The organism is Streptomyces sp. NPDC001634, from assembly GCF_040298185.1.
GTDB lineage: Bacteria > Actinomycetota > Actinomycetes > Streptomycetales > Streptomycetaceae > Streptomyces.
Window position 1 is genome coordinate 1 of the sequence record NZ_JBEOZU010000076.1, and the last position, 24,093, is coordinate 24,093.

General features: G+C 70.8%; 17 protein-coding genes. 12 read left to right on the forward strand and 5 right to left on the reverse strand.

The annotated features are described in order from the left end of the window. A partial coding sequence (locus tag ABT186_RS36050; protein ID WP_351928676.1) for a M4 family metallopeptidase occupies positions 1 to 1,554 on the forward strand: 1,554 nt, incomplete at its 5' end. Here ABT186_RS36050 and ABT186_RS36055 read toward each other — a convergent pair. Next, a complete protein-coding gene (locus tag ABT186_RS36055) occupies positions 1,488 to 1,808 on the reverse strand; it encodes a PIN domain-containing protein (RefSeq protein WP_351234104.1) in 321 nt (106 codons plus the stop codon). The genes ABT186_RS36050 and ABT186_RS36055 overlap by 67 nt on opposite strands. A 31-nt stretch (positions 1,809 to 1,839) precedes the next feature. Here ABT186_RS36055 and ABT186_RS36060 point away from each other — a divergent pair, with 31 nt between their 5' ends. The 9 genes from ABT186_RS36060 (at position 1,840) to ABT186_RS36100 (ending at position 9,808) form a co-directional block, all read left to right on the forward strand. Continuing rightward, positions 1,840 to 2,328, forward strand: coding sequence for a phosphotransferase (locus ABT186_RS36060; RefSeq protein WP_351928702.1), 489 nt, complete (start codon positions 1,840 to 1,842; stop codon positions 2,326 to 2,328). Between the two features lie 276 nt (positions 2,329 to 2,604). Further along, positions 2,605 to 3,129 carry a GVDTG sorting domain-containing protein gene (locus ABT186_RS36065; RefSeq protein ID WP_351234102.1) on the forward strand — a complete coding sequence of 175 codons (525 nt, stop codon included), beginning with the start codon at positions 2,605 to 2,607 and terminating at the stop codon, positions 3,127 to 3,129. A gap of 117 nt (positions 3,130 to 3,246) precedes the next feature. After that, a complete protein-coding gene (locus ABT186_RS36070) occupies positions 3,247 to 3,885 on the forward strand; it encodes a class F sortase (protein WP_351234100.1) in 639 nt (212 codons plus the stop codon). A gap of 154 nt (positions 3,886 to 4,039) precedes the next feature. After that, positions 4,040 to 5,275, forward strand: a complete 1,236-nt coding sequence (locus ABT186_RS36075) for an NAD(P)/FAD-dependent oxidoreductase (protein WP_351928678.1) — start codon at positions 4,040 to 4,042, stop codon at positions 5,273 to 5,275. Then, the gene (nirB, locus tag ABT186_RS36080; protein WP_351234096.1) at positions 5,275 to 7,863 is read left to right on the forward strand and encodes a nitrite reductase large subunit NirB; all 2,589 of its coding nucleotides are present in this window, start codon (positions 5,275 to 5,277) and stop codon (positions 7,861 to 7,863) included. Before ABT186_RS36075 ends, nirB begins: the two co-directional genes overlap by 1 nt. Then, complete coding sequence (nirD, locus tag ABT186_RS36085) at positions 7,860 to 8,213, forward strand: nitrite reductase small subunit NirD (RefSeq protein ID WP_351928680.1); 354 nt, start codon at positions 7,860 to 7,862, stop codon at positions 8,211 to 8,213. The genes nirB and nirD overlap by 4 nt, the downstream gene beginning before the upstream one ends. 7 nt (positions 8,214 to 8,220) lie before the next feature. Next, positions 8,221 to 8,679, forward strand: coding sequence for a HEAT repeat domain-containing protein (locus ABT186_RS36090; protein ID WP_351928682.1), 459 nt, complete (start codon positions 8,221 to 8,223; stop codon positions 8,677 to 8,679). After that, on the forward strand, positions 8,663 to 9,232 hold the full coding sequence (locus ABT186_RS36095) for a DinB family protein (protein ID WP_351237875.1): 570 nt from the start codon (positions 8,663 to 8,665) through the stop codon (positions 9,230 to 9,232). Before ABT186_RS36090 ends, ABT186_RS36095 begins: the two co-directional genes overlap by 17 nt. Before the next feature lie 303 nt (positions 9,233 to 9,535). Next, positions 9,536 to 9,808, forward strand: coding sequence for a hypothetical protein (locus ABT186_RS36100; RefSeq protein WP_351237876.1), 273 nt, complete (start codon positions 9,536 to 9,538; stop codon positions 9,806 to 9,808). Positions 9,809 to 10,083: 275 nt separating this feature from the next. Here the strand turns inward: ABT186_RS36100 and ABT186_RS36105 are convergent, their stop codons facing one another. The 4 genes from ABT186_RS36105 to ABT186_RS36120 form a co-directional block, all read right to left on the reverse strand. After that, entirely contained in the window at positions 10,084 to 11,115 is a 1,032-nt protein-coding gene (locus ABT186_RS36105; protein WP_351928684.1) for a Gfo/Idh/MocA family protein, read from the reverse strand. Positions 11,116 to 11,237: 122 nt separating this feature from the next. Then, the gene (locus ABT186_RS36110) at positions 11,238 to 15,329 is read right to left on the reverse strand and encodes a beta-galactosidase (RefSeq protein WP_351928686.1); all 4,092 of its coding nucleotides are present in this window, start codon (positions 15,327 to 15,329) and stop codon (positions 11,238 to 11,240) included. Positions 15,330 to 15,771: 442 nt separating this feature from the next. Then, positions 15,772 to 18,513, reverse strand: a complete 2,742-nt coding sequence (ppdK, locus tag ABT186_RS36115; protein WP_351229003.1) for a pyruvate, phosphate dikinase — start codon at positions 18,511 to 18,513, stop codon at positions 15,772 to 15,774. Between the two features lie 526 nt (positions 18,514 to 19,039). Then, positions 19,040 to 20,260, reverse strand: a complete 1,221-nt coding sequence (locus ABT186_RS36120) for an ROK family protein (protein WP_351928688.1) — start codon at positions 20,258 to 20,260, stop codon at positions 19,040 to 19,042. Positions 20,261 to 20,380: 120 nt separating this feature from the next. Between ABT186_RS36120 and ABT186_RS36125 the strand changes: the two genes are divergently transcribed. Continuing rightward, entirely contained in the window at positions 20,381 to 21,934 is a 1,554-nt protein-coding gene (locus tag ABT186_RS36125) for an MGH1-like glycoside hydrolase domain-containing protein (RefSeq protein ID WP_502973432.1), read from the forward strand. Further along, positions 21,931 to 23,868 (forward strand): amylo-alpha-1,6-glucosidase, encoded by a 1,938-nt coding sequence (locus ABT186_RS36130; protein ID WP_351228999.1) that lies wholly within the window; start codon positions 21,931 to 21,933, stop codon positions 23,866 to 23,868. The genes ABT186_RS36125 and ABT186_RS36130 overlap by 4 nt, the downstream gene beginning before the upstream one ends. Positions 23,869 to 24,093: the final 225 nt, after the last annotated feature.

Sequence of the window (24,093 nt, forward strand, 5' to 3'; positions counted from 1 at the left end):
CCCGCCGCCGGAGCCGCCGGCAGACCCAGCCGGGCCACCGCGATCAGCAACGCCGCGGCGGCGCTGGTGCACCAGGCCGCGCGCCTCGGCCTGACTTCCGCGCAAGGCACCAGCGTCCGGGATGTCGTCGTGGACGCGGACGGCAGCCAGCATGTGCGGTACGACCGAACCTACCGTCAGCTCCCGGTCCTCGGCGGCGACTTCGTGGTCCACCTCGCACCGAACGGCTCCTACCGCAGCGCGGACCGGGCCACGAAGCGCGCCGTCTCCGTGCCGTCGACCACCCCCACGGTCAAGGCTCCCGAGGCGGCCGACCTCGCCTCCGCCGCGCTGCGCACCGCCAACTCCGGCGAGCTGCTGAAGAACGTGACCGCCAAGCCGCAGCTCGTCGTGGACGCGCTGCACGGCGCGCCCCGGCTGGCCTGGCGCACCAACGCCGTGGGCCAGGACTCCCTCGGCAACCCGGTCGCGCGCACGGTCCTCACCGACGCCCGCACCGGCCGCCAGATCGACGCCTGGGACAGCATCGAGACGGCCTCCGGAGACGGAAAGTCCCTCTACAGCGGCACGGTTCCGCTGGAGACGACCCAGTCCGGTTCGACGTACCAGCTCAAGGACCCGACGCGCGGGAACACGTACACGGGCGACGCCGCGAACAAGACGGACCTGTGCATCCTCGGGATCTGCTTCAGCCGCGCGCCCGCGACCCTCTTCACCGACTCCGACAACCACTGGGGCTCCGGCACGACCTCGGACCGCTCGTCGGCCGCCGTGGACGCGCAGTACGGCACCAACGAGACGTGGGACTACTACAAAAACGTCCACGGCCGCAACGGCATCGCGGGCGACGGCAAGGGCTCGTACAACCGCGTGCACTACGGCACCAGCTACAACAACGCCTTCTGGGACGACAACTGCTTCTGCATGACGTACGGCGACGGTGACGGCACGACGTTCGGGCCGCTGGTGGCGCTGGACGTGGCGGGCCACGAGATGTCGCACGGTGTGACGTCGAAGACGGCGGCGCTGACCTACTCCGGCGAGTCCGGCGGCCTGAACGAGGCGACCTCGGACATCTTCGGAACGCTGGTGGAGTGGTACGCGAACAACGCCTCCGATCCCGGTGACTACCTGATCGGCGAGAAGATCGTCCGCTCGGGCTTCGGCAAGTCGGCGCTGCGGTACATGGACAAGCCGTCCAGGGACGGGAACTCGGCGGACTGCTGGAGCAGTTCGGTGGGCAACCTGGACGTCCACTACTCCTCGGGCGTCGCCAACCACTTCGCATATCTGCTCGCGGAGGGCAGCGGCGCGAAGACGATCAACGGGGTCTCCTACGACTCCCCCACCTGCAACGGCTCGACGGTGACGGGCATCGGCCGGGACAAGCTGGGCAAGATCTGGTACCGGGCCCTTACGGTCTACATGACGTCCTCGACGAACTACGCGGGCGCCCGCACAGCGACCCTGAACGCGGCGAAGGACCTCTACGGGGCCGGCAGCACCGAGTACAACGCGGTGGCGGCGGCGTGGAGTGCGGTGAGCGTGGGCTGATCTGTTCGTGGGTGTGTGATGCGGCCGCCCGGGAACCGGACCGGGGCGGCCGCATCGTACGACTGGGCGGAGTACTCCCAGGCGGAGTCGCGCATCGGGTAGGACGGAAAGGTCTCCCGAAGCAACCCGTCCGCCTCGTAGTACGCCGGTCGCCCGCCGACCGCCCGTAGAAACTCCTTGCGCACCGGCTCGCACAGGCCCACGAGACCGGAACCGACACGTTGGTCCCACTCGTTCTTCGTGGTCGTGCCCAAGTGACGGGCGCCTCGGCGAGCGCCGGCGGCGCTGCGGAAGGCCGACGCCACCGGCGGCCCGGCGTCCTGGCGCGGTGGCCCGGTCGCGGCCAACGACGCCTACGTCCGCGCGGCGATCCGCGACCTGGGCGCGGACGGCACGGTGGACCCGGCGGCGGCGACGGCGCTGTGGGAGGACGTCATCAGGCTCCCCCAGTGGGACGGCGACCCCGTCCTGCTGCACGGCGACCTGCTGCCCGGGAACCTGCTGACCGAGGCGGGCCGGCTCACGCCGGTGATCGACTTCGGCGGCCTCGGCGTGGGGGACCCGGCGGCCGACACCCTGGCCGCGTGGGCGGTCTTCACGGCCGGCCCCCGCGACCTGTTCCGCGAGGCGGCCGGGGCCGACGACGCCACCTGGGCGCGGGGGCGGGGCTGGGCCCTGTGCTTCGGCCTGATGGCGGAGCACTACTACCGGGAGACGAATCCGGTACTGGCCGCGGTGGGCCATCGCGCGGTGAAGGAGGCACTCGCGTGCTGACGGATGCTGCCGTCCGGCCGCCGTCACCCGTTCGCCGCCACCCCTCCCCCCTTCGTCCCCTCATCCGCCACACACCCCGCCGTACGCCCGTGACCTGCAGGAACACCTTCGCGGCCGCACTGCAGGGCCCCGTTCCAGCACCCGCTCCCCGCATTTCTGACCATCCGTCAGAGAGCGGAAGCGGCCGAGTGCCTCTTTCCTCGACAGAGCAGGGGTACGACCGACTCAGCGGCACATTGGGGGTGCCGCGGGCCGTGCCCTCTCGGAGGAGCACCGATGCGACGTACGGCCCGTCTGCTGACCGGCACCGCGCTCGCCCTCGCCGCCGCGGGCCTGGTTGCCGCGCCCGCGTACGGCGGTGACACCCGGAGCCTGGAGGTCTTCCCCTCCACCGTCGTGCCCGGGGCAGAGGTCACCGTCAACACGGCGGCGTGCGGCGCGGACGGCTCGGCGGCGGGCGACGCCACCGCGGTCGGCGGCGGCACCTTCACGCTCGCGCCCAGCACGCACGAGCAGGATGCGATCGGGCGGTTCCGGGTGCCGCCGAGCGCGCAGCCGGGGACGTACGAGATCGTCGCGAAGTGCTCCGGCGGCCCGGACAAGACCGTGACCGGTGACCTGACGGTCACCCTGGCCGCGGCCAAGGATCAGACGCAACCCAAGGGAAGCGTGAAGACGGGGGTCGGCGGCGCACTGGGCCCCGACCCCGTGAAGACCGCGGCCGGCGTGGCGGCACTCGCCGTCGCCGCCGCGGGCGGTACCTGGCTCCTGCACCGCCGGGCGAGAGGCGACAGGATCTGACGGACACCCTCCGCTGTCCGTCCGCCGGTACCGCCACCCCTACCCCCCTCCGGGTCCGACTGCCCCTCGCGGCCCGGAGGGGGCACCCCACCACCGGCATCCAGGAAGGAGGCGCACGTGCGCAAGGTCGGCAGGCCCGCCACGGTCGGCAACGCCGCCATAGCATCCGCCACGGCGTTCGCCCTCTGTTCCGGTGCATGGCTGCTGCGCAGCGCCACCGAGACCCACCCCCCGCCACAGCCGTCGGCCGCGCAGGCGGCCGCGGGCAGCGGGCACGAGGGGGCCGCCGCGCCCGCGCTGCCGCCCTCGCCGCCCGACCGCATCCGAATACCCTCGATACGCGTCGACGCCCCCCTGATGGGCCTGCGCCTGACCAGGACGGGCAGCCTCGACGTCCCGCCCGCCGAGAAGAAGAACCTGGCCGGCTGGTACGAGGCCGGCACCATGCCCGGCGAGACGGGCACCGCGGTCGTCGCGGGGCACGTGGACAACGCCCAGGGCCCGGCCGTCTTCTACGACCTCGGCGCCCTGAACAAGGGCAGCACGATCGAGGTCGACCGCCGCGACGGCTCGACGGCCCTCTTCACGGTGGACTCCGTCGAGGTGTACGAGGCGAAGAACTTCCCCGACGAGAAGGTGTACGGCGCCGCCCCCCGTCCCGAACTGCGTGTGATCACCTGCGGCGGCGGCTACTCGAAATCGACGGGCTACCAGGGGAACGTGGTCGTCTTCGCCCACCTCACGGGCAGCCGCTGAGAGCTTCCCGCGATCTGCGGATGCGCTCCTCACACCCGCCCCCACGCCCGCGCCGAACCCTCACATCCCCGCCCCGCCCCCGCTGAGGGCAGCGTTCCTCGTGAGAAACAGTCGTGATGCGGCCGGGTAACGTCGGCACCGCACGCTGCGATGCATGACCTCGAATACGCGTGTGGTGGTGATCGGCGCCGGACTCGCGGGCGTACGTCTCGCCCGGCGGCTCGGCGAGCTCGGCACGCCCGCCGTCCTCGTCGGCGAGGAGGAGCACGCACCGTACAACCGCGTCCTGCTCGCCGAGGTCCTGGCCGGCCGCTACGCCCCCGCGGTGATCGCCCTCCCGGCCCCCGCACAGCTGACCCGCGCCCAGGTCACGTCCCTCGACCGCGCGGCCCGCGAGATCCACTGCGCGGACGGTTCGGTGATCGCATACGACACGCTCGTCCTGGCGACCGGCTCGAACCCGGTACTTCCGCCCCTGCGCGGCCTGCTCACCCCGGACCGGCACGAACTTCCCGAGGGCGTCCACGCGTTCCGCACGATGGACGACTGCCTGGGCCTGGCCAAGGCCGTGCGCGAGGGCGTGCGTGCCGTCGTCATCGGCGGCGGTCTCCTCGGCGTCTCCGCCGCCCGCGCCCTGGCCGCCCGCGGCGCCCAGGTCGTCCTGGCCCAGCAGGCCGAGCGGCTGATGGAACGCCAGCTCGACCCGTCCGCCTCGAAGCTGGTGCGCCGCCACCTCACCGACCTGGGCGTCGAGGTCCACACCGAGACCCGGGTCCGCGGTGTGCGCACGCTCGGCGGCGCGGTCCGCTCCGTCGAGATGGCCGACCGCTACGCCCTCGACACCGATCTCGTCGTCCTCGCCTGCGGCGTCCACCCCCGGGTGGGCCTCGCCCGGAGCGCGGGACTCGACGTGCACAAGGGCGTTCTCGTCGACGACGAACTGCGCACCTCCGACCCGCACATCCGGGCGATCGGCGACTGCGCCCAGCACGCCGGCACGGTCTACGGCCTCGCCACCCCCGCCCTCGACCAGGCCGAGGTCCTGGCCGAGCTGATAGCGAGTGAGGCGGGCGGCGCGGGCAACCCCGACGCCCGGTACACCGGCACCCGTTCCCTGACCCGGCTCACCCTCGCCGGTCAGGACTTCCTCGACCTCGCCGCCTTCGGCGAAACCGACCCCCGCCCCGGCGACGACGTCGTGCAGCTCGCCGACGCCACCCGCGGCACCTACCGCAAGGTCGTCGTCCGCGACGACCGCCTGGTCGGCGGGGTGCTCGTCGGCGAACTCGGCACCGTCGGCGCGCTCGCCCGCGCCTGGGAGGGAGCAGAGCCGCTCCCCGCGGACGGTGCCCCGCTGCTCCACCTGCTCACCAACGATGGAGGCTCCTGATGACCACCGGCACCCCCACGATCGTGCTCGTCGGCCATGGCATGGTCGGCCAGCGCTTCCTCGAAGCGCTCGCCGAGCGCGGCCTGACCGCCACGCACCGCGTGGTCGTGCTGTGCGAGGAGCCGCGCCCCGCGTACGACCGCGTCCAGCTCACCTCGTACTTCTCGGGCAGGACCCCCGAGGAACTGTCCATGACGGACATGGAGTTCATCGAGACGCACGGGATCGAGCTGCACATCGGAGACCCGGCGGAGACCATCGACCGGGAGGCACGCAAGGTGACCGCCCGCTCCGGACAGGTTTTCGACTACGACGTCCTCGTCCTGGCCACCGGCTCCTACCCCTTCGTACCGCCGGTCCCGAACAAGGACGCGCAGGGCTGCTTCGTCTACCGCACGATCGAGGACCTGCTCGCGATCGAGGAGTACGCGAAGACCCGTGCCACGACGGGCGCGGTGGTCGGCGGCGGTCTGCTGGGCCTGGAGGCGGCGGGCGCGCTGAAGGGTCTGGGGCTCACCAGCCACATCGTGGAGTTCGCACCGCGGCTGATGCCGGTGCAGGTCGACGAGGGCGGCGGCGCCGCGCTGCTGCGCACGATCGAGGACATGGGCCTGGCCGTCCACACCGGCGTGGGCACGCAGGAGGTCGTCGTCGGCGAAGACGGCGCCGTCACCGGCATGAAGCTGTCCGACGGCTCCGAACTCGCGACCGACATGGTCGTGTTCAGCGCCGGTGTCCGCCCCCGCGACCAGCTGGCCCGCGACTGCGGGCTCGCCGTCGGCGAGCGCGGCGGCATCACCGTCGACGAGCAGTGCCGCACGGTCTCCGACCCGCATGTGTTCGCGATCGGCGAGTGCGCGCTGGCGTCGGACGGCCGGGTGTACGGCCTGGTGGCCCCCGGTTACGAGCAGGCCGAGACGGCGGCGGCCACGATCGCCGCGGACGAGGCCTCCTTCACCGGAGCCGACCTGTCCACCAAGCTGAAGCTGCTCGGCGTGGACGTGGCGTCCTTCGGCGACGCACACGGCGCCACCGAGGACTGCCTGGACGTCGTCTACTCCGACTCCCGCGCGGGCCTGTACAAGAAGCTGGTCATCGGCCGCGACGGCACGCTGCTCGGCGGCATCCTGGTCGGCGACGCCGATGCGTACGGGACACTGCGGGCGCTCACCGGGTCCGTGCCGCCCATCTCGCCGGAGCAGCTGGTACTGCCCGCGGGCTCCGGCGGCCCGGCGCAGCTCGGCCCCTCCGCCCTCCCCGACGAGGCGGTCATCTGCTCCTGCCACAACGTCACCAAGGGCACGATCCGCGGCGCGGTCACCGAGCACCAGTGCACGACCGTGCCCGAGGTGAAGAAGTGCACCAAGGCGGGCACGGGCTGCGGCAGCTGCCTCAAGGTGCTGGGCCAGCTGGTCAACGACGAGCTGGAGGCGAGCGGCGTCGAGGTCGACAAGGGTCTGTGCGGCTGCTTCTCGCAGACCCGCGAGGAGCTGTACGAGATCGTCCTCGCCCTGCGCATCTCGTCGTACCAGCAGCTGCTCGACCGGTACGGGCGCGAGAGCGCGCGCGGCGGCGACGGCTGCGAGACCTGCAAGCCGGCGGTGGCCTCGATCATCGCCTCGCTGGCACCCACGATCGGTGCCGACGGCTATGTCCTGGAGGGCGAGCAGGCGGCCCTGCAGGACACCAACGACCACTTCCTCGCCAACCTGCAGAAGAACGGCTCGTACTCGGTCGTGCCGCGTATCCCCGGCGGTGAGATCACCCCGGAGAAGCTGATCGTGATCGGCGAGATCGCCCGCGACTTCGGTCTCTACACGAAGATCACCGGTGGTCAGCGGATCGACCTGTTCGGCGCGCGGGTCGAGCAACTCCCGCTGATCTGGGCGCGGTTGGTGGACGCCGGCTTCGAGTCGGGCCACGCATACGGCAAGGCCCTTCGAACCGTGAAGTCCTGCGTGGGCTCCACCTGGTGCCGCTACGGTGTCCAGGACTCCGTACGCATGGCGATCGACCTGGAGCTGCGCTACCGGGGCCTGCGCTCGCCCCACAAGCTCAAGTCGGCGGTCTCCGGGTGCGCCCGCGAGTGCGCCGAGGCCCAGTCGAAGGACTTCGGCGTCATCGCCACGGCCAACGGCTGGAACCTGTACGTCGGCGGCAACGGCGGCGCCACCCCGCGCCACGCCGATCTGCTGGCGCAGGACCTGTCCGACGCCGAACTGATCCGCCTGATCGACCGCTTCCTGATGTTCTACATCCGCACGGCCGACCGCCTGGAGCGCACGAGCGTCTGGCTGGAGCGGATCCCGGGCGGCCTGGACCACGTACGGGACGTGGTGGTGCAGGACTCGCTCGGCATCTGCGAGGAGCTGGAGTCCCTGATGGCGGCCCATGTGGCGAACTACCGCGACGAATGGGCGGAGACCATCAACAACCCCGAGAAGCTGGCCCGTTTCGTGTCCTTCGTCAACGCGCCGGACACCCCCGACCCGGTGGTCGGCTTCGTCCCCGAGCGCGACCAGATCAAGCCCGACCTGCCGCTGCTGACCATCGGCACGCGACCCCTGGAAGGAAGCGCCCAGCGATGACCCTGGCACCCGAGACGACCGACCTCAAGGTCCAGATCCGGCTCGACGAGGACAGCTGGTTCACGGTCTGCGACCTGAGCCTGCTGACCCCGGGCCGCGGAGTGGCCGCGCTGCTGCCGGACGGCCGCCAGGTGGCGCTCTTCCGTGACCGTGCGGGCCGGATCTACGGCATCGACAACCGGGACCCGTTCAGCGGCGCGGCGGTCCTCTCCCGCGGCCTGACGGGCACCCACCAGGGCAACCCGTTCGTCGCCTCGCCCCTGCTGAAGCAGCGGTTCGACCTGCGGTCGGGGCAGTGCCTGGACGACGAGACGGTGCGGGTGACGGCGTACGAGGTGCGCAGCGCCTGAGACCGACGTGCGGGATCCACTGCTGCGGTACCAGGTGGTGCAGCAGTGGATCCCGCACGGCCTTACCGGTTCCATGGCGGACGACCCCGACGCCCGGGTCAGGATCGCCGCACTCCACGCGCCGGCGTGCGACCGGTGCAAGGGCGACACCTGCGCACCGGGCCCGGACCGTGTCCCCGAACCCGCGCTGCACCGCCTGGTCTCGGACCCCGACCCGCACGTCCGGGCCATGGCCGCCGAACTCGTCGGCGGGTTCGCCCGCTCCGACGCACGCGCCGTTGCCGCCCTGAAGACGTCCGAGGACAACGCCCCGAGCCCCGCGGTACGGAAGAAGGCGGGCTGGTTCGCGCCCGGCGGGACCATCTACGGACGGACCCTTCCTTCGTGGGAGGCCAGCGGTTGCCTCGAAGCGAGAACTCAGTGGCGAACTTGGGCGGTCGCAGACGAACATGCAACGCATGAGTGACCAACCCGCGCGATGGAGCCAGGCAACCGTCTACCCCGACATGTGGGCCGATCCGGACGACGATCCCCGCAACAGCGAAGGTCCTGCTCCGGACGGTGAGCTTGCGACGCTGCAGGACTTCCTGACGAACTACCGCATGACCCTGCGGATGAAGTGCGAGGGCCTGGATGCGGAGCAGCTGGCCCGTCGGTCGGTTCCGCCGTCGACGATGTCGCTGCTCGGCCTGGTTCGGCATCTCGCCGAGGTGGAACGCGACTGGCGCAACTGGATCGGCAACGGTGACCCGCTGCCCAAGCTGTACGGCGAGCGTGACGCGGACTTCGACGGAGCCGTCGCCGAGCAGGCCGTGGTCGACGCTGCGTACGTCGATCTGGAGCGCGAGCAGGCCGCGACCGACGCCGCGCTGGCCGACCACCCGGACCTGGGCGAGCGTGTGGGGAAGGACGGGATCGCGGTCCGGGAGCTGATGGTGCACAGGATCGAGGAGTATGCCCGTCACTGCGGGCACGCCGACCTGTTGCGCGAGTGCGTCGACGGAAGGGTGGGCCAGTGACGAGGGGGGTTGCACCCGCCCCCACCAGCACCTGGGACCGGATCCTGGCCGCGGTCCAGGGGCCGACGCGGACACCGCCGGCCGCATCTTCTGGTCCATCGTGAGCGTGGACAGAGGCGGTCTCCCGCCGCCGGGTCGGAATGCGCGCGGCAGCGGACTGTTCTAGCGTCGAACGGAGGAGGGGCGGTCCTGCCGAGCCGACGGGTGCGGGGCCCGGGGCCACGGTCGTACGCCGGCCGCGTCCGCTGCTCGGTGCGTTGAATCCGCGAATCGCCGACCAACCCCGGAGAGCAGGTGGCTCCCATGCGCATGTCGGCCCGTATCGCCGGTCCCCTCACCGGTCTGACCCTCGTATGCGGCGGCGTGGCCTTCTCCGCCACCGCGGCACAAGCGGACATCCCGGCCTGCACGAACATGGTCCAGCAAGCGGGCGTCGAAGTCTCGGACGCCGTCAGAACGGCGTGTACCCAAGGTGTGCACAATGACCTGCAGGGCTGTGTGAACGCCCTGACCGCCGCGGGCGTGCCGGGCGGCGCTGCGAACGGCGCCTGCCGGCTGGCGGCCAACCCGCCGTGACGCGGATCCCAGGACCGAGCGTCGACCTCAGTCCGGCACCTACACCCGTCACTCGGCGGACCGTCTCCGGGCCGCCCGAGGCCGTCCGAGGCCGCCCGACGCCGACCAGCTGCGGCAGAAGCCCACGGCATCCGAGCTGTTGGAGCCGTGGGCTTCTGCTGTGCCGCCGGTCAGCGGCAGGGCCGATCAATGGAGTAGCCGAAGGTGCGTGCCTCTTGCTGTTCGCCATGCAGAGGCTGCGGCCCATATCCGGCGAGCCCTGCCGGACCGTGAGGTCAGGACAGGTGCACGGTCCGACCGCTGTCGGCACTGGCGCGGGCGGCGTCCAGGACTGTCGCCGTGGCCACGGCGTCCCATGGGTCGACGGGCACCGGCCCGGTGCCGCGGACCGCGGCGGCGAAGGCCGGATAGAACAGGTCCCACTTGCCGCGGGCGAGGGTCACAGGCTCGGCGCGTCCGGCTCGCAGTAGTTGTCCCCGCCGCAGCTCGGGCTCGCTCCCCCACCGGTCGCCTTCCGAGCCCGGGGAGGCGCCCGCGACCAGCAGCGCTTCTTGTCCGTCCACGCCGTCGACGACATAGCTCGCGCGGGTACCCGTCGCGCGGAAGCGGGGTCCGGGGGCGCTCTGCCGCCAACTCCCCCACAGGTGTGACCGCACGCCGTTGCGGTGGGTCAGCGCAAGGAAGACGTCGTCGTCGAGCCCGTCCTCATCGTTGCGTCGGTGGACCTCCGCGTACACTCGCTCGACCTGCCCGGACAGTACGAGTGCCTGGTCGACCAAATGACTGCCGAAGTCGAGCAGCGTGCCACCGCCCGCCGCGGGCGGGCCCGGTTCGGGCTGGAACCGCTCGAATCGCGACTCGAACCGCGTCAGCGTGCCGAGCGACCCTTGGTCAAGGAGTTGCCTCAGCGTCAGGAAGTCCGAGTCCCAGCGGCGGTTCTGATAAACGGTCAGCGGGACTTCATGCCGTTCCGCCATCTCCACTGTTTCGCTTGCCGAGCGCGCATCAAGCGCGAAGGGCTTGTCGCACACCACCCCCAGGCCCAAGTTCACTGCCTCCTGCACCAACGGGATGTGCGTGGCTGCGGGGGTGGAGATCGCGACAGCCTCGGCTCCGGCCCGCGCCAGCTCCTCGAGCGTGGCGTACGTCGGCCGTCCAAGATCCTGTGCTACCTGGGCACGGCGCTCGGGCGAGGTGGTGACCACCCCGAGGAACTCGCAGTCCGGCGCGACCGCGAGGAGGGGTGCGTGGAAATATCTGCCGCCGAAGCCGTAGCCAACCAGTCCGATACGTACGGGCGATGTCATATGAAACCCTTCTTCCATGAGGCCCGAGGTCTCCGGGAGGGGCGGCTCCGGGGCAGGCTGCGACGCGGTGGTGCGCCGGGTGCCTGACCGCACCCGGCGCACCGGTTTTCTTGATTCCAAGGTCACCCGCAGGTCAGCACGGGGTTTGCCCAGTCACCGTGGTCGTTGCCGTTGCCGTCCCCGCCGTCCCCCACGGACAGGTCGAGGACCTGCCCGCCGGTGACGGGGACGTCGATGGTGGCGGGAGCGGACTTGCCGTTGAGGACGGGGGTGGTGGTGAGGACCTTGCCGTCGAGGAGGACGGAGAAGGTGACGGTGCCGGGGTCGCCGTTGTCGACGCCCACGGTGGCAGTGAACTTGCTGCACTGTCCGGCGAGGTAGACCAGCACGTCGCTGGGCGAGTTGGTGCCCAGGCCCTTGGCGTAGACGGTGCCGCCGAGTTTGAGAGGTGTGCCGTCGCCGGCCGCGGTGCCGCCGACGCTCTGGTCGCGTTCGACCGGGCCCCAGCCGTTGGTGGCCGACAGGAACGGCAGGTCGCTGACCTGGTCGGTCCCGGCGGGCGGCGGGGGCGGGACGGCGGCGACGATCCGTTCGTCGCCGGCGGTGGAGGACCGGTCGCGCTGGACGAACGCCGTGGTGGCCTTCAGCGCGTTGGTCTTCGCCATGCCGGCGGGGGTGGTGACGTCCCAGGTGAAGGTCACGGAGCTGCCGGGAGTGACCCGCTGAGCGGCGGCGGGTGCGGGCTTCGGGGTGACCGTCCAGCCGTCGGGCGCGGCGAGCTTCGCCGTCACGCCGGAGGCTGTGGCTGCGTTGTCGGGCACCTTGAAGGTCGCGGTGGCGGTGAAGTGCTGTCCGGCGCCGGCCGATCCGGGCACCTGGAGGGCGACCGTCGCGCCCGGTGCGGCGGGCATGACGTACCGCGCCTTGTCGTAGCGGGGGCTGTCGTTCTGGGCGACGGTCAGCGAGGAGGCGTAGCTTCCGTAGTTGGTCAGCGCGACCTTGCCGAGGCCGCCGGTGGAGCCGTCCAGGTTCCATACGGCGATGGCGATCCGGTTGTTCCCGTTCGGGTTCAGGATGCCGTTGGGGACGGGGAAGCTGTGCTGTGGGCCGAGGTAGTTGACGTAGTTGCCCATGTCCCAGCCGTTGACGTAGATCTCGGCGCGGTACTTGCGGGACGGGTCGTCGGTGATGGTCAGGCCCAGCGAGGTGTCCTGGCCCTTGGGCAGGTCGAGGGCGACGTCGGTGCTGTACCAGGAGACGCCGGGGGTGGTGTCGGTGGCGGGCAGGGTGGTCGGGGTCCAGTTGTCGGTGGGGTAGCCGGGCAGCATCCATCCGGCCCGCTCGCCGTACAGGCCGCCGGTGGCCAGCGGGCCGCGCACGGTGTCGACGGGCGTCTCGCCACCGCGAACTCCCTGCAGCCGCCAGGTGATCGTGTTCAGCGAGTCACCGGTGAGGAGGGCGCCGGTCAGGCCGCGGGCGGCCTTGTTGCCGTTGGACTCGTTGTAGTCCTCCTCGTGGCCCATGTTGACCGTGAGCACGGATATCACGTTGTCGCCGCCGGCCTTGACCGCTCCGGCCGGGAAGCCGTACGTCTTCTGGCCGTCAGCGGTGGAGCTGCCCAGGAAGGTGCCGTTGAGCCAGACCGAGGAGGCCGCGGCCTTTCCGCCGCTCTGCGTGGACAGGGTGATGCCGGTCTCCTTGCCGGTGCCGGTGAACCGGCCGCGGTACCAGGTGCTGCCGGTGTGGAAGCCGTAGTCGTCGGCGAACAGCACGGGCAGGCTGCCCGGCTGTGTGGTGCTGTGGGTGGTGGTCTTGTCGGCGACCTGCCAGGAGGAATCGTCGAAACCGGCCTGCGCTTCGGGGGATTCGGCGGTGTGCTTCCAGTTGGTCGGCGCCGGCAGGGTGACGGGGGCCGCGGTGGGCAGGGTGCCGGTGAGGCTGCCGCTCGCCGAGACTGTGGTGTGGACCGACTTGCCGTTCCAGGTCAGGGAGCCGGCGTTGGCGAAGACCTCGGCCGAACCGTCCGTGCCGGTGTCGCCGGTCAGGTTCAGCGTCGTACCGGAGTACGCCGCGCCGCGCAGCAGGTGGGTGCCGCGGACCAGCACCGGCCCCTGCGCGGTGTCCTGGCGCCAGAAGGTCCTGGCAGTCGCCGTGTCGGCGAGCAGCAGGAGCAGTGGGTGGCTCCCGCCGGTGACGGTCACCCGGGTCAGGCCGTCGTGCTGGTAGTTCAGGCGCAGGTCGCCGGTGGCCGGGTCCCAGGTGGAGGCGACGGCGCCTCCGGTGGAGGTCACCTCCGGCTTGGACGCGAAGTGCAGGACCGTCTCACCGTCCGAGCCGTGGTCGCCGTAGAGCACCGCAACGTCCCGGCCGCCGATGGTGGCGTCGGTCATGATCTGCGAGGTGGAGTACTGGAGGTGGTTACCGCCCGGGTCGTAGTCCGCGACGATGATCGTCGACTTGCGGCCGTTGAGGGTGAGGGCGGTTCCGGGCTGCTGCGGGACGGTGTAGACGGGGGCCGTCGCGGCGGAACCGGTGGCGACGTCGATGGCGTCGACCGTCACGAACGTGCCCGTGGCGGCGGCGTCCTTGGTGCCGGTCACCACGACCTTCAGGGTGTGTGGTCCGTCGGTGAGGCCGCTCGCCTGGTACGCCACGTACTGGTTCTGCTTGGACGCGCCGTAGGTGTCGACGGTCTTGACCTTGGTTCCGTCGAGGTAGACATCAGCGATGCCGTGGTTCTTGTCGAGGTTGCTGATCCACTTCACGCCGGTGCCGGTGAAGGGCACGGACACGCTGTCGCCGGCGGTGTCCGAGAAGGACTCGGTGTGCTTGTAGTCGCCGCCGGTGTAGTTCTGCTCCGCGCCGACGTGCGACCAGCTGCCGGTGTACGTGACGGCCGGGTCCGGGTCGTCGTAGGTGTATCCGGCGTGGGCGCCGAGGTCGATCGTCACATGAGCGCTGTCGCTGGTGGTGGCGGTGGAGTCGGCGTGCCGCAGGACATGGAACTGGGTGCCGGTGTCGGGGTTGGCGCGCGCGGTGTCGACGATCTTCGAATTGTCGGTGGGCGTGGCGGCCAGCGCATCGGTCTTGGTGAGCGGGGCGACGGCCTGGGTGAAGTAGCCGATCAGCTTGTCCTGGTCGTACTTCGGGTCGAGCTGCCGGTTCTCCCGGATGGCGGCGCCGTAGTCGTAGGACGTGTAGTTCTCCGGCATGCCCAGCCAGCCCCAGTTGGTGCCGCCGTAGGTCATGTAGAAGCTCTGCGAGGTCGCGCCGACCGCGATGTTCTGCTTGTAGAACACGTCGGCGAACTGGTCGTTGATCAGCTGGGCGCACTTGTCGTAGCCGGGGCCGCCCCACGGGTCGAAAGCGCCACCCTGGAACTCGGCGGTCGCCAGCGGCTTGCCTGCCACATGGTCGTAGCTGATGTCCGGAACGCCATTCCACTTGGTGGGATTGGAGCAGTTGAAGCCCTGCGGGTAGGAGTCGGCGGCGTCCACGTCCAGGGCGGCGTCACCGGAGTTGAAGGTGCCGTTGTTGTTGCCGACCAGCGGCACGGTGATGCCGTCCGCCTTCGCCTTGTCCTCCAGGTGCTTCATGTACGTACGACCGGCCGCCGAGCCGTGGTAGTACTCGTTCTCCACCTGGTACTCGATCACCGAGCCGGCGCCGTTGGTGAGTTGGTGGCGCTTGATGATGCGGTCGATCTGCGTCTGCCACTCGTCGCTGTACTTCAGGTACTCCGGGTCGGAGGTGCGGGTGTTGCCGGCCTTGGTGGACAGCCAGCCGGGGAAGCCGCCGCCGTCGACTTCGGCGTTGATGTAGGGGCCCGGGCGGGCGATCACGTAGATGCCCAGGTCGTTGGCCATGTCGAGGAGCTTGTCCACGTCGCGGACGCCAGTGAAGTCGTACACGCCGGGCGCCGGGGAGTGGTAGCCCCAGTCGAAGTACAGCGACACCGCGTTGAAGCCCGCCGCCTTCATCTTCTGCAGGGTGTCGAGCCAGAGGGCCTGGCTGGGCAGCCGGAAGGAGTGGAACTCTCCCGACCACAGGTACGTCCGCTTCCCGTCGATCATGAACGAGTAGCCGTCGTACGTCACCGAGTGCGTCGCGGGTGAGGCACCGGCAGCCGCGGACGACGTGGATGTGGCGCCCACCGCGGGGTGCACACCGGCGCCCACCCCGCACACCAGGGCAATGGTCGCAGCGATCGCCAAGCGGCGTCTGACTGCCCGGCGACCCGGGCCATGAGCATTCATCTCGACCTCCATACAAGACGATCGATCATCAACCCCCGAATGCAACCGAAATGCACCAGGCGCTGAGGCTCAATTGGTTTGAATTATGTGCGAATCTGTTGCACAGGGGAGTGTTGCGAGCTGACGAGCGCAGCGCAAGAGTCTCGACGCCGTCATCTGCATCGGGGGACACGGAAGCCGGCCGAAGCCGCGACGTGTTGCGCCCGCCTCTGCGACCCCCCAGGCAACCCTGAACTGCCCGACCTCTCCGCGCGGCTCCGGCCCCGCCTTCGTCCGCGCACAACGAAAGGGCGGCACCCCCCGCACAGGGGTGCCGCCCTCTCTGGATGGTCCGGAGCCGCCTTCGTGAGTCGGTGAGGGTCGGGTACCGACGACGGCTCCGGAGGTCTTGCGGTGTGTGTCAGCGGTGGTCGCTGCCCTGCGACTGCGATGCCGCACGCCCCGCCTCCAGGCGGGCCACCGGGATACGGAACGGTGAGCAGGACACGTAGTCCAGTCCCACCTCGTGGAAGAAGTGGACGGACTCGGGGTCGCCGCCGTGCTCGCCGCAGACGCCCAGCTTCAGGTCGGGGCGGGTGGCGCGGCCCGCCGTGGCGGCGGCCTGGACCAGGGAGCCCACGCCGTCCTTGTCGATCGTCTCGAACGGGCTGACGCCGAAGATGCCCTTCTCCAGGTAGGCCGTGAAGAACGAGGCCTCGACGTCGTCGCGGCTGAAGCCCCACACCGTCTGGGTCAGGTCGTTCGTGCCGAAGGAGAAGAACTCGGCGGCCTCGGCGATCTGACCGGCGGTCAGCGCGGCGCGCGGCAGCTCGATCATCGTGCCGATCGCCATCTTCAGCTTCGTGCCCGTGGCCGCCTCGACCTCCGCGATGACCTGGTCCGCTTCCTCACGCACGATCTCCAGTTCCTGGACCGTGCCGACGAGCGGAATCATGATCTCCGCGCGCGGGTCGCCCTTCGCCGCCTTGCGCTCGGCCGCGGCCTCGGCGATCGCCCGTACCTGCATCGTGAACAGACCCGGGATGACCAGACCGAGGCGCACGCCCCGCAGACCCAGCATCGGGTTCTGCTCGTGCAGGCGGTGCACGGCCTGGAGCAGGCGCAGTTCGTTCTCGTGCGGCTCCTGGCGGGACTCCGCCAGCGCCACGCGTACCGACAGTTCGGTGATGTCGGGCAGGAACTCGTGCAGCGGCGGGTCCAGCAGACGGATCGTCACCGGCAGGCCGTCCATCGCCTCGAAGAGCTCGACGAAGTCCTGCTTCTGCAGGGGGAGCAGTTCCTTGAGGGACTCGTCGCGCTCGGTCTCGGTGTCCGCCAGGATCAGGCGCTCGACCAGCTCGCGGCGGTCGCCCAGGAACATGTGCTCCGTGCGGCACAGGCCGATGCCCTGCGCGCCGAAGCGACGGGCGCGCAGCGCGTCCTCGGCGTTGTCCGCGTTCGCGCGGACCCTCAGGCGGCGCTTGCGGTCCGCGAAGGCCATGATCCGGTGGACCGCCTCGACCAGCTCGTCCGCGTCGTCGGCGCCCGCGTGCATCCGGCCCTCGAAGTACTCCACGACCGGGGAGGGGACCACCGGGACCTCGCCCAGGTAGACCTTGCCGGAGGAGCCGTCGATGGAGATCAGGTCGCCTTCCTCGACGACGTGACCGCCGGGCACGGTCATCCGCCGGCGCTTGGTGTCGACCTCCAGCTCCTCGGCGCCGCACACACAGGTCTTGCCCATGCCGCGCGCGACGACGGCCGCGTGGGAGGTCTTGCCGCCGCGCGAGGTCAGGATGCCCTCGGCCGCGATCATGCCGTCCAGGTCGTCGGGGTTCGTCTCGCGACGGACGAGGATCACCTTCTCGCCGGAGCGCGACCACTTCACCGCGGTGTACGAGTCGAAGACCGCCTTGCCGACCGCCGCGCCCGGCGAGGCCGCGATGCCCCGGCCGACCTGCTCGACCTTCGCATGCTCGTCGAACCGCGGGAACATCAGCTGCGCGAGCTGGGCGCCGGTGACGCGCTGGAGCGCCTCGGCCTCGTCGATCAGGCCCTGGTCCACCAGCTGCGTGGCGATACGGAAGGCCGCGCCCGCCGTGCGCTTGCCGACGCGGGTCTGCAGCATCCACAGCTGGCCGCGCTCGATGGTGAACTCGATGTCGCAGAGATCCTTGTAGTGGTTCTCCAGGGTCTCCATGATCTGCATCAGCTGGTCGTACGACTTCTTGTCGATCCGCTCCAGCTCGGCGAGCGGGACCGTGTTGCGGATGCCCGCGACCACGTCCTCGCCCTGCGCGTTCTGCAGGTAGTCGCCGTACACGCCCTGGTGGCCGGAGGCGGGGTCACGGGTGAACGCCACGCCCGTGCCCGAGTCGGGGCCCAGGTTGCCGAAGACCATCGAGCAGACGTTGACGGCGGTGCCCAGGTCGTGCGGGATGCGCTCCTGGCGGCGGTAGAGCTTCGCGCGGTCGCCGTTCCACGAGTCGAAGACCGCCTTGATGGCGAGGTCCATCTGCTCACGCGGGTCCTGCGGGAAGTCGCGCCCGGCCTCGGTCTTGACGATCTTCTTGAACTTGGTGACCAGCTTCTTGAGGTCCCCGGCCTCCAGCTCCGTGTCGACCGTGACCTTCTTGGCCGCCTTGGCCGCCTCGAGCGCGTCCTCGAAGAGGTCGCCGTCCACGCCGAGAACCGTCTTGCCGAACATCTGGATGAGACGGCGGTACGAGTCCCACGCGAAGCGCTCGTCGCCGGCCTGCTTGGCCAGGCCCTGCACGGACTTGTCGGAGAGGCCGATGTTCAGGACGGTGTCCATCATGCCCGGCATGGAGAACTTCGCGCCGGAACGGACGGAAACCAGGAGCGGGTTGTCGGCCTGGCCGAGCTTCTTGCCCATCCGCTCCTCGAGCGCGGCGAGGTGCGCACTCACCTCGTCACGCAGTGCCGCCGGCTCCTCGCCGCTGTCGAGGTAGACCTTGCAGGCCTCGGTGGTGATGGTGAAGCCCGGAGGGACGGGAAGGCCCAGGTTGGTCATCTCGGCGAGGTTCGCACCCTTGCCACCGAGGAGGTCCTTGAGGTCCTTGTTGCCCTCGGTGAAGTCATAAACGAACTTCACGCCCTCGACGCCGTTCTCAGCTACGTGGGGATCTTTGTTTTCCGACACGGTCTCGACTCCTCGAGGACGCGGTGGCTGCCCTGACGGCGAGGAACATACCCAGATCGAAGGCGCCTGGGTACGTCCACTTGCGCGTCATGCGCCCGTAACCACTCGTCCGCCACCGGATCGAAAGTCAAGGCTGAGCAAGCACTCACCGTCGGATGTTTTCACTTCTTGAACGCAACACCACCCAGGGGATGCCATACAGCGCTCATCTGAGCGGATCTCGGCACGTCTGATTTCGATCGATGAACGATCAAGGGGTGGCACTGAGTGCCACCCCTTGGAGAAGTGCAGCCGCCCAAGATCCGCTCATCTGAGCGCAACCCCTATCAGAGGTGGCGAGAATCACGCTATGCGAGGCGGGCCGATTTCACCATGCGGACGTGCATCCGGACGGAAACACGACCGTCACGCGCACGACGCCACACGCCTCGCCTCACCTCGCATCGCCTCGCCTCGCCTCGCCTCGCATCACAGGCATCACACACCTCGTACACGCCTCGAACCGCCTCACACGCCTCACCACGCCTCACACGCCGAGCGCGAGCAGCCTCTCCTCCACCCGCTCCGGGGCGTAGAGGTGCTCGACGACCAGCGCACCGGCCCCGACCAGGCCCGCACGCTCCCCGAGCTGCGAGGTCAGCACGTCCAAGTGCGCGGTGGAGCGGGGCAGCGCCCGCTGGTAGAGCAACTCCCGTACGCCCGTGAGGAAGGGTGTTCCGGCCAAATCTCCGGCGATCATCAGCACCCCCGGGTTCAGCAGGGTCACGACGGTCGCGAGGACGTCCCCGACTCCTCGCCCGGCCTCCCGTGCCAGTGCGGCGGCCTCGGGGTGCCCTGCGGTCAGCAGATCCCGTACGTCCGAGCCCGAGGTGGCCGGCACCCCCGCTTCGGCGAGCCGCCGTGCCACGGCGCCTCCGCTCGCGACGGCGGCAAGGCAGCCGTACGACCCGCACCGGCACAGCGCGTCGGCGCTCTCGGGGACGCGGATGTGCCCGATGTCCCCGGCGCCGCCGTCGATACCGCGGTAGATCCGGCCGTCCACGACCACGCCCGCGCCAATACCGGTGGAGACCTTGACCAGCACGAACGCCGAGCAGTCGGGGTGTCCGGTGCGCTGTTCGCCGTACGCCATCAGGTTGGCGTCGTTGTCGACGAGTACGGGCACGTCGGCGGCGCCGTGCGCGTGCTCCGCGAAGGCACGGCCGAGGCGCCCCCGTATGTCGTAGCCGTCCCAGCCCGGCATGATCGGCGGCTGGACGACCCGGCCGGTGTCACTGTCGACGGGCCCGGGGACGGCGATTCCTATGCCGCAGACCTCGTGCGCCCGGTGGCCCGCCTGGGGCAGCAACTCGGCGAACCAGCGGCCCAGTGCGCCCAGTACGGCATCCGGGCCGTCCTCGATGACCAGGATCCCGGAGTGCTCGGCAAGGATCTCGCCGGTCAGGGAGAGGACGGCGGCACGGGCGTGCCGTGTGTCGAGGTCGGCGGCAAGCACCACGGCGTGGGCGTCGTCGAACTCCAGGGTGATCGAGGGGCGGCCGCCCAGCGGGGAGTCGACCGGACCGCCCGCGCCCTCGCGCAGCCAGCCGGCCCGGAAGAGACGGTCCAGTCGCTGGCCGACCGTGGCCCGGGACAGGCCCGTGGCCTGCTGCAGAGCACCACGGGTCGTGGCGCGGCCACTGCGCACCAGTTCGAGCAGATCTCCGGCGCTGGCCTGGCTGCCCGGCTTTCCGGCTCTTCCGTTCATGCGCACCCCCTTGCGTTCACCAACCTTGCATTACATATTGAGTTTTGCGTGTTAAATAGACGTAACCCTAGGGTAGCCACTGCCGAACCGCTCGGCCGGACGTCTTTCGGGGAGACCTGAGTGGACCGCACGACCCAACTCACCGCCCTCCGTACGGAACTCACGGGTCCCGTGCGCACCTCCGGCTCACCGCCGGGGTCCGGCCCGGGTGAGATCGTCCATTCCGGGAGCCATGTATACGATCCGGCCAGGCCCTCGGGTTCGCTGCACGTCAGAGCGGCGCAAGTGCTGGAGGACAACTGGACGGGCACGTCCACGGTGCCCTCGCGCAGCCTGTATCCGCACCAGTGGTCGTGGGACTCGGCCTTCATCGCGATCGGGCTCCGGCATCTGTCGCCGCTCAGGGCCCAGACGGAGCTGGAGACGCTCCTCGACGCCCAGTGGGGGGACGGGCGCATCCCGCACATCGTCTTCAACCCCTCCGTGCCGCTCGACGCCTACTTCCCGAGCCCCGACTTCTGGCGCTCCTCGACCGCGGGGCGCGCTGCGGGCGCCCCGCGCACCGTACAGACCTCGGGCATCGTGCAGCCACCGGTGCACGCGCTGGCGGCCTGGCTGGTGCACCGCTCCGACCCGGGGCTGTCCAGGGCGCGCGGCTTCCTGACCCGGGTCTACCCGCGCCTTGCCGCCTGGCACCGCTATCTGCTGCACCGCCGGGACCTGGGCGGCGGCGGGCTCGCCTCGGTGGTCCACCCCTGGGAGCAGGGCATGGACAACAGCCCCACCTGGGACGCGCCGCTGTCCAGGATCACCCCGGCCCCGGCCCGTTCCTTCCGCCGCGCCGACCTCGCCCACGGCGCACCCGAGGACCGGCCGACGGACCTGGACTACGGGCGGTATGTGCAGCTGGCGACGGACTACCGGGACGGGGGGTACGCCGATGGCACAGACGAGGGGGCGGCTCGCAGGGCCCCGGTCGATGGCGGTGGTGGGAGACGGGCGGGCCGGTTCGCGGTGGAGGACCCGGCGTTCAACGCACTGCTGATCGCTTCGGAGCATGCCCTGGCGCGGATCGCACGCGAACTGGGCGCGACGGGGACGGCCCGGCACGCCCGCGCGGAGCGCCTGACGGTGGCGCTGATCGACCGGCTCTGGGATCCGGCGGAGGGGATGTTCTTCTGCCGGGACGTACGGGGCGGCGACACCCTCGTCCCCGAGCGCAGCATCTCCGGACTCATCCCGCTGCTCCTGCCCACGCTTCCCCGTGACATCGCCGCCGCACTCGTCCGTACCCTGCGCGGCCCGCACTTCGGGCTCGGCGGCGTCACCCGGCTCGTGCCGAGCTACGACCTGCTCGGCGAGGCCTTCGATCCGCACCGGTACTGGCGCGGGCCCGCCTGGTTCAACACCGGCTGGCTGCTGGAGCGCGGACTGCGGGCGCACGGGGAGCAGAGGGAGGCGGACGCGCTGCGCGGCACCCTGCTGGAGATCGCGGACACCTCGGACTTCGCGGAGTACGTCGACCCGTACACGGGCGAGGCGTGCGGAGCACTCGGCTTCGGCTGGACCGCCGCACTCACGCTCGATCTGCTTCAGCGGCGCCCCGGACACGGCGTGTCCCCCGTGGGCGCCGACGCATTCGACAAGAGTGACAAGGGAGGGGACCGGGGATGACGGACCGGCATCATCTTCTCGTGCACGGCGGGACGTTCGCCGCCGTGGGCGACGGCGGGGACATCAGCGGAGTGCGGGGCGGCGGCTCCCCGGCCGGGTTATTCGTACGCGACGCACGGCACCTGAGCCGGTGGCAGCTCACCGTCGACGGCGCCGTGCCCGAGACGCTCACGCCGGTCGCCGACGGGGACACGGCACGCTGCGTCCTCGTGCCGCGCGGTGGCCGGCAGGAACCGCCCGCGCACACCCTCTTCCGGGAACAGGCCGTCGCCGACGGCGCGTTCGTGGAGTCGCTGCGCGTCACCAGCAACCGCCCGGTGCCCACGACGGTCCGCGTCGCGGTCACCGCGGACGCCGATTTCACGGACCAGTTCGAACTGCGCTCCGACTACCGTACGTACGCCAAGTCGGGCGCCGTGCGCTCCCGCGAAGTCCTCGACGACGGCGTGGAGTTCAGCTACCGGCGCGGCGAGTGGCGGTCCTGTACGACAGTGACGGCCGAGCCCCCGCCGGACGGCGTCGAGGAAACAGGCACGGGCGCCCGGCGCCTGGTCTGGACGCTGGATCTGGAGCCGCACGGCTCCACGGAACTGGCGCTGCGGGTCGCGGCCCGGCCGCACGGGGCCCCACAGCACCCGGTGGTACCGCGCTCACCTGCCGCCGCCAACGACCAACTCCTCGCCGAAGAGGGCGCGTTCATGGAGGGCGTCGCCTTCCCCACCGGCTGGCCCGAACTGGCCACAGCCTGTTCGCGGGGCTTGTCCGACCTCGCCTCGCTCCAGATCCCGGCGACGGGTCCCGACGGCGAGGACCTGCGCGTCCCGGCGGCAGGCGCCCCCTGGTTCCTCACCCTCCTCGGCCGTGATGCGCTTCTCACCTCCCTCTTCGCGCTGCCCTACCGCCCCCAGCTGGCCGCGGCCACGCTCCCCGCGCTCGCTGCGACACAGGCGACCGAGGTCGGGGCGGATGCGGTGGCCCAGCCCGGGAAGATCGTGCACGAGGTACGGCACGGGGAACTGGCACACTTCGGGCAGGTGCCGTACGGGCGGTACTACGGCTCGGTCGATGCGACCCCCCTCTTCCTGGTGCTGCTCGGGGCGTACGTCGAGCAGACCGGGGACGTGGCACTGGCCCGTCGCCTCGAACCCAACGCCCGCGCCGCGATCGGCTGGATGCTGGACCACGGCGGGCTCACCTCCCGCGGCTACCTCGTCTACCGCGCCGACCAGGGCGGCCTCGCCAACCAGAACTGGAAGGACTCCCCCGGCGCGATCTGCTGCGCCGACGGCAGCCGTCCCCATGGGCCGGTGATGGCGGCGGGCGCGCAGGGGTACGCGTACGACGCGCTGCGCCGCACCGCGCAACTGGCGCGCGCCGTGTGGGAGGACGAGGTGTACGCGGCCCTCCTCGAACAGGCGGCCGGGGATCTGCGCGACCGCTTCCAGCGGGACTTCTGGATGGACGAACACTCCTTCCCGGCGCTGGCGTTGGACGGCGAGGGCCGCCAGGTGGACGCGCTCGCGTCGGACGCGGGCCATCTGCTGTGGTCCGGCCTGCTGGACAAGGAGTACGGGAAGCTGGTGGGCCGACGCCTGCTCGAACCGGACTTCTTCTCCGGCTGGGGCGTGCGCACGCTGGCCGCGGACCAGGCGGCGTACCACCCGATGTCGTACCACCGCGGCTCGGTCTGGCCGCACGACAACGCGCTGATCACGCTGGGGCTGGCGCGCTACGGGCTGCATGACGAGGCCCGTACGGTCGCACACGCGCTGGTCGACGCGGCGACGGCGACCGGCCACCGGCTGCCGGAGGTGCTCGCGGGGTACAGCCGCGACACCCACCCGGAACCGGTGCCGTATCCGCATGCGTGCATCCGCGAATCCCGCTCGGCGGCGACGCCGCTGGCGCTGCTGACCGCGGTGGGGGGCGCGTAGCGGGCGGCTCGGCCGACCGGAGACGTCCGGGGTCGCGCGGGCCGGGCGGGCGGCGCGGCCCCGGACCCGTGAGCGAGCAGGTTGACCTGGGGTTTGCCGGGTGTTTGCCGGGCTGTGGTGCACCGTGGTTGAACGTAGGTACTCGGCCACCCGTACGGGATGACGGCGGGTCTCCAGCCTCCCCAGCGTGGCCCGCCGCTCCACCACGGGCTTCAATACGGAAGG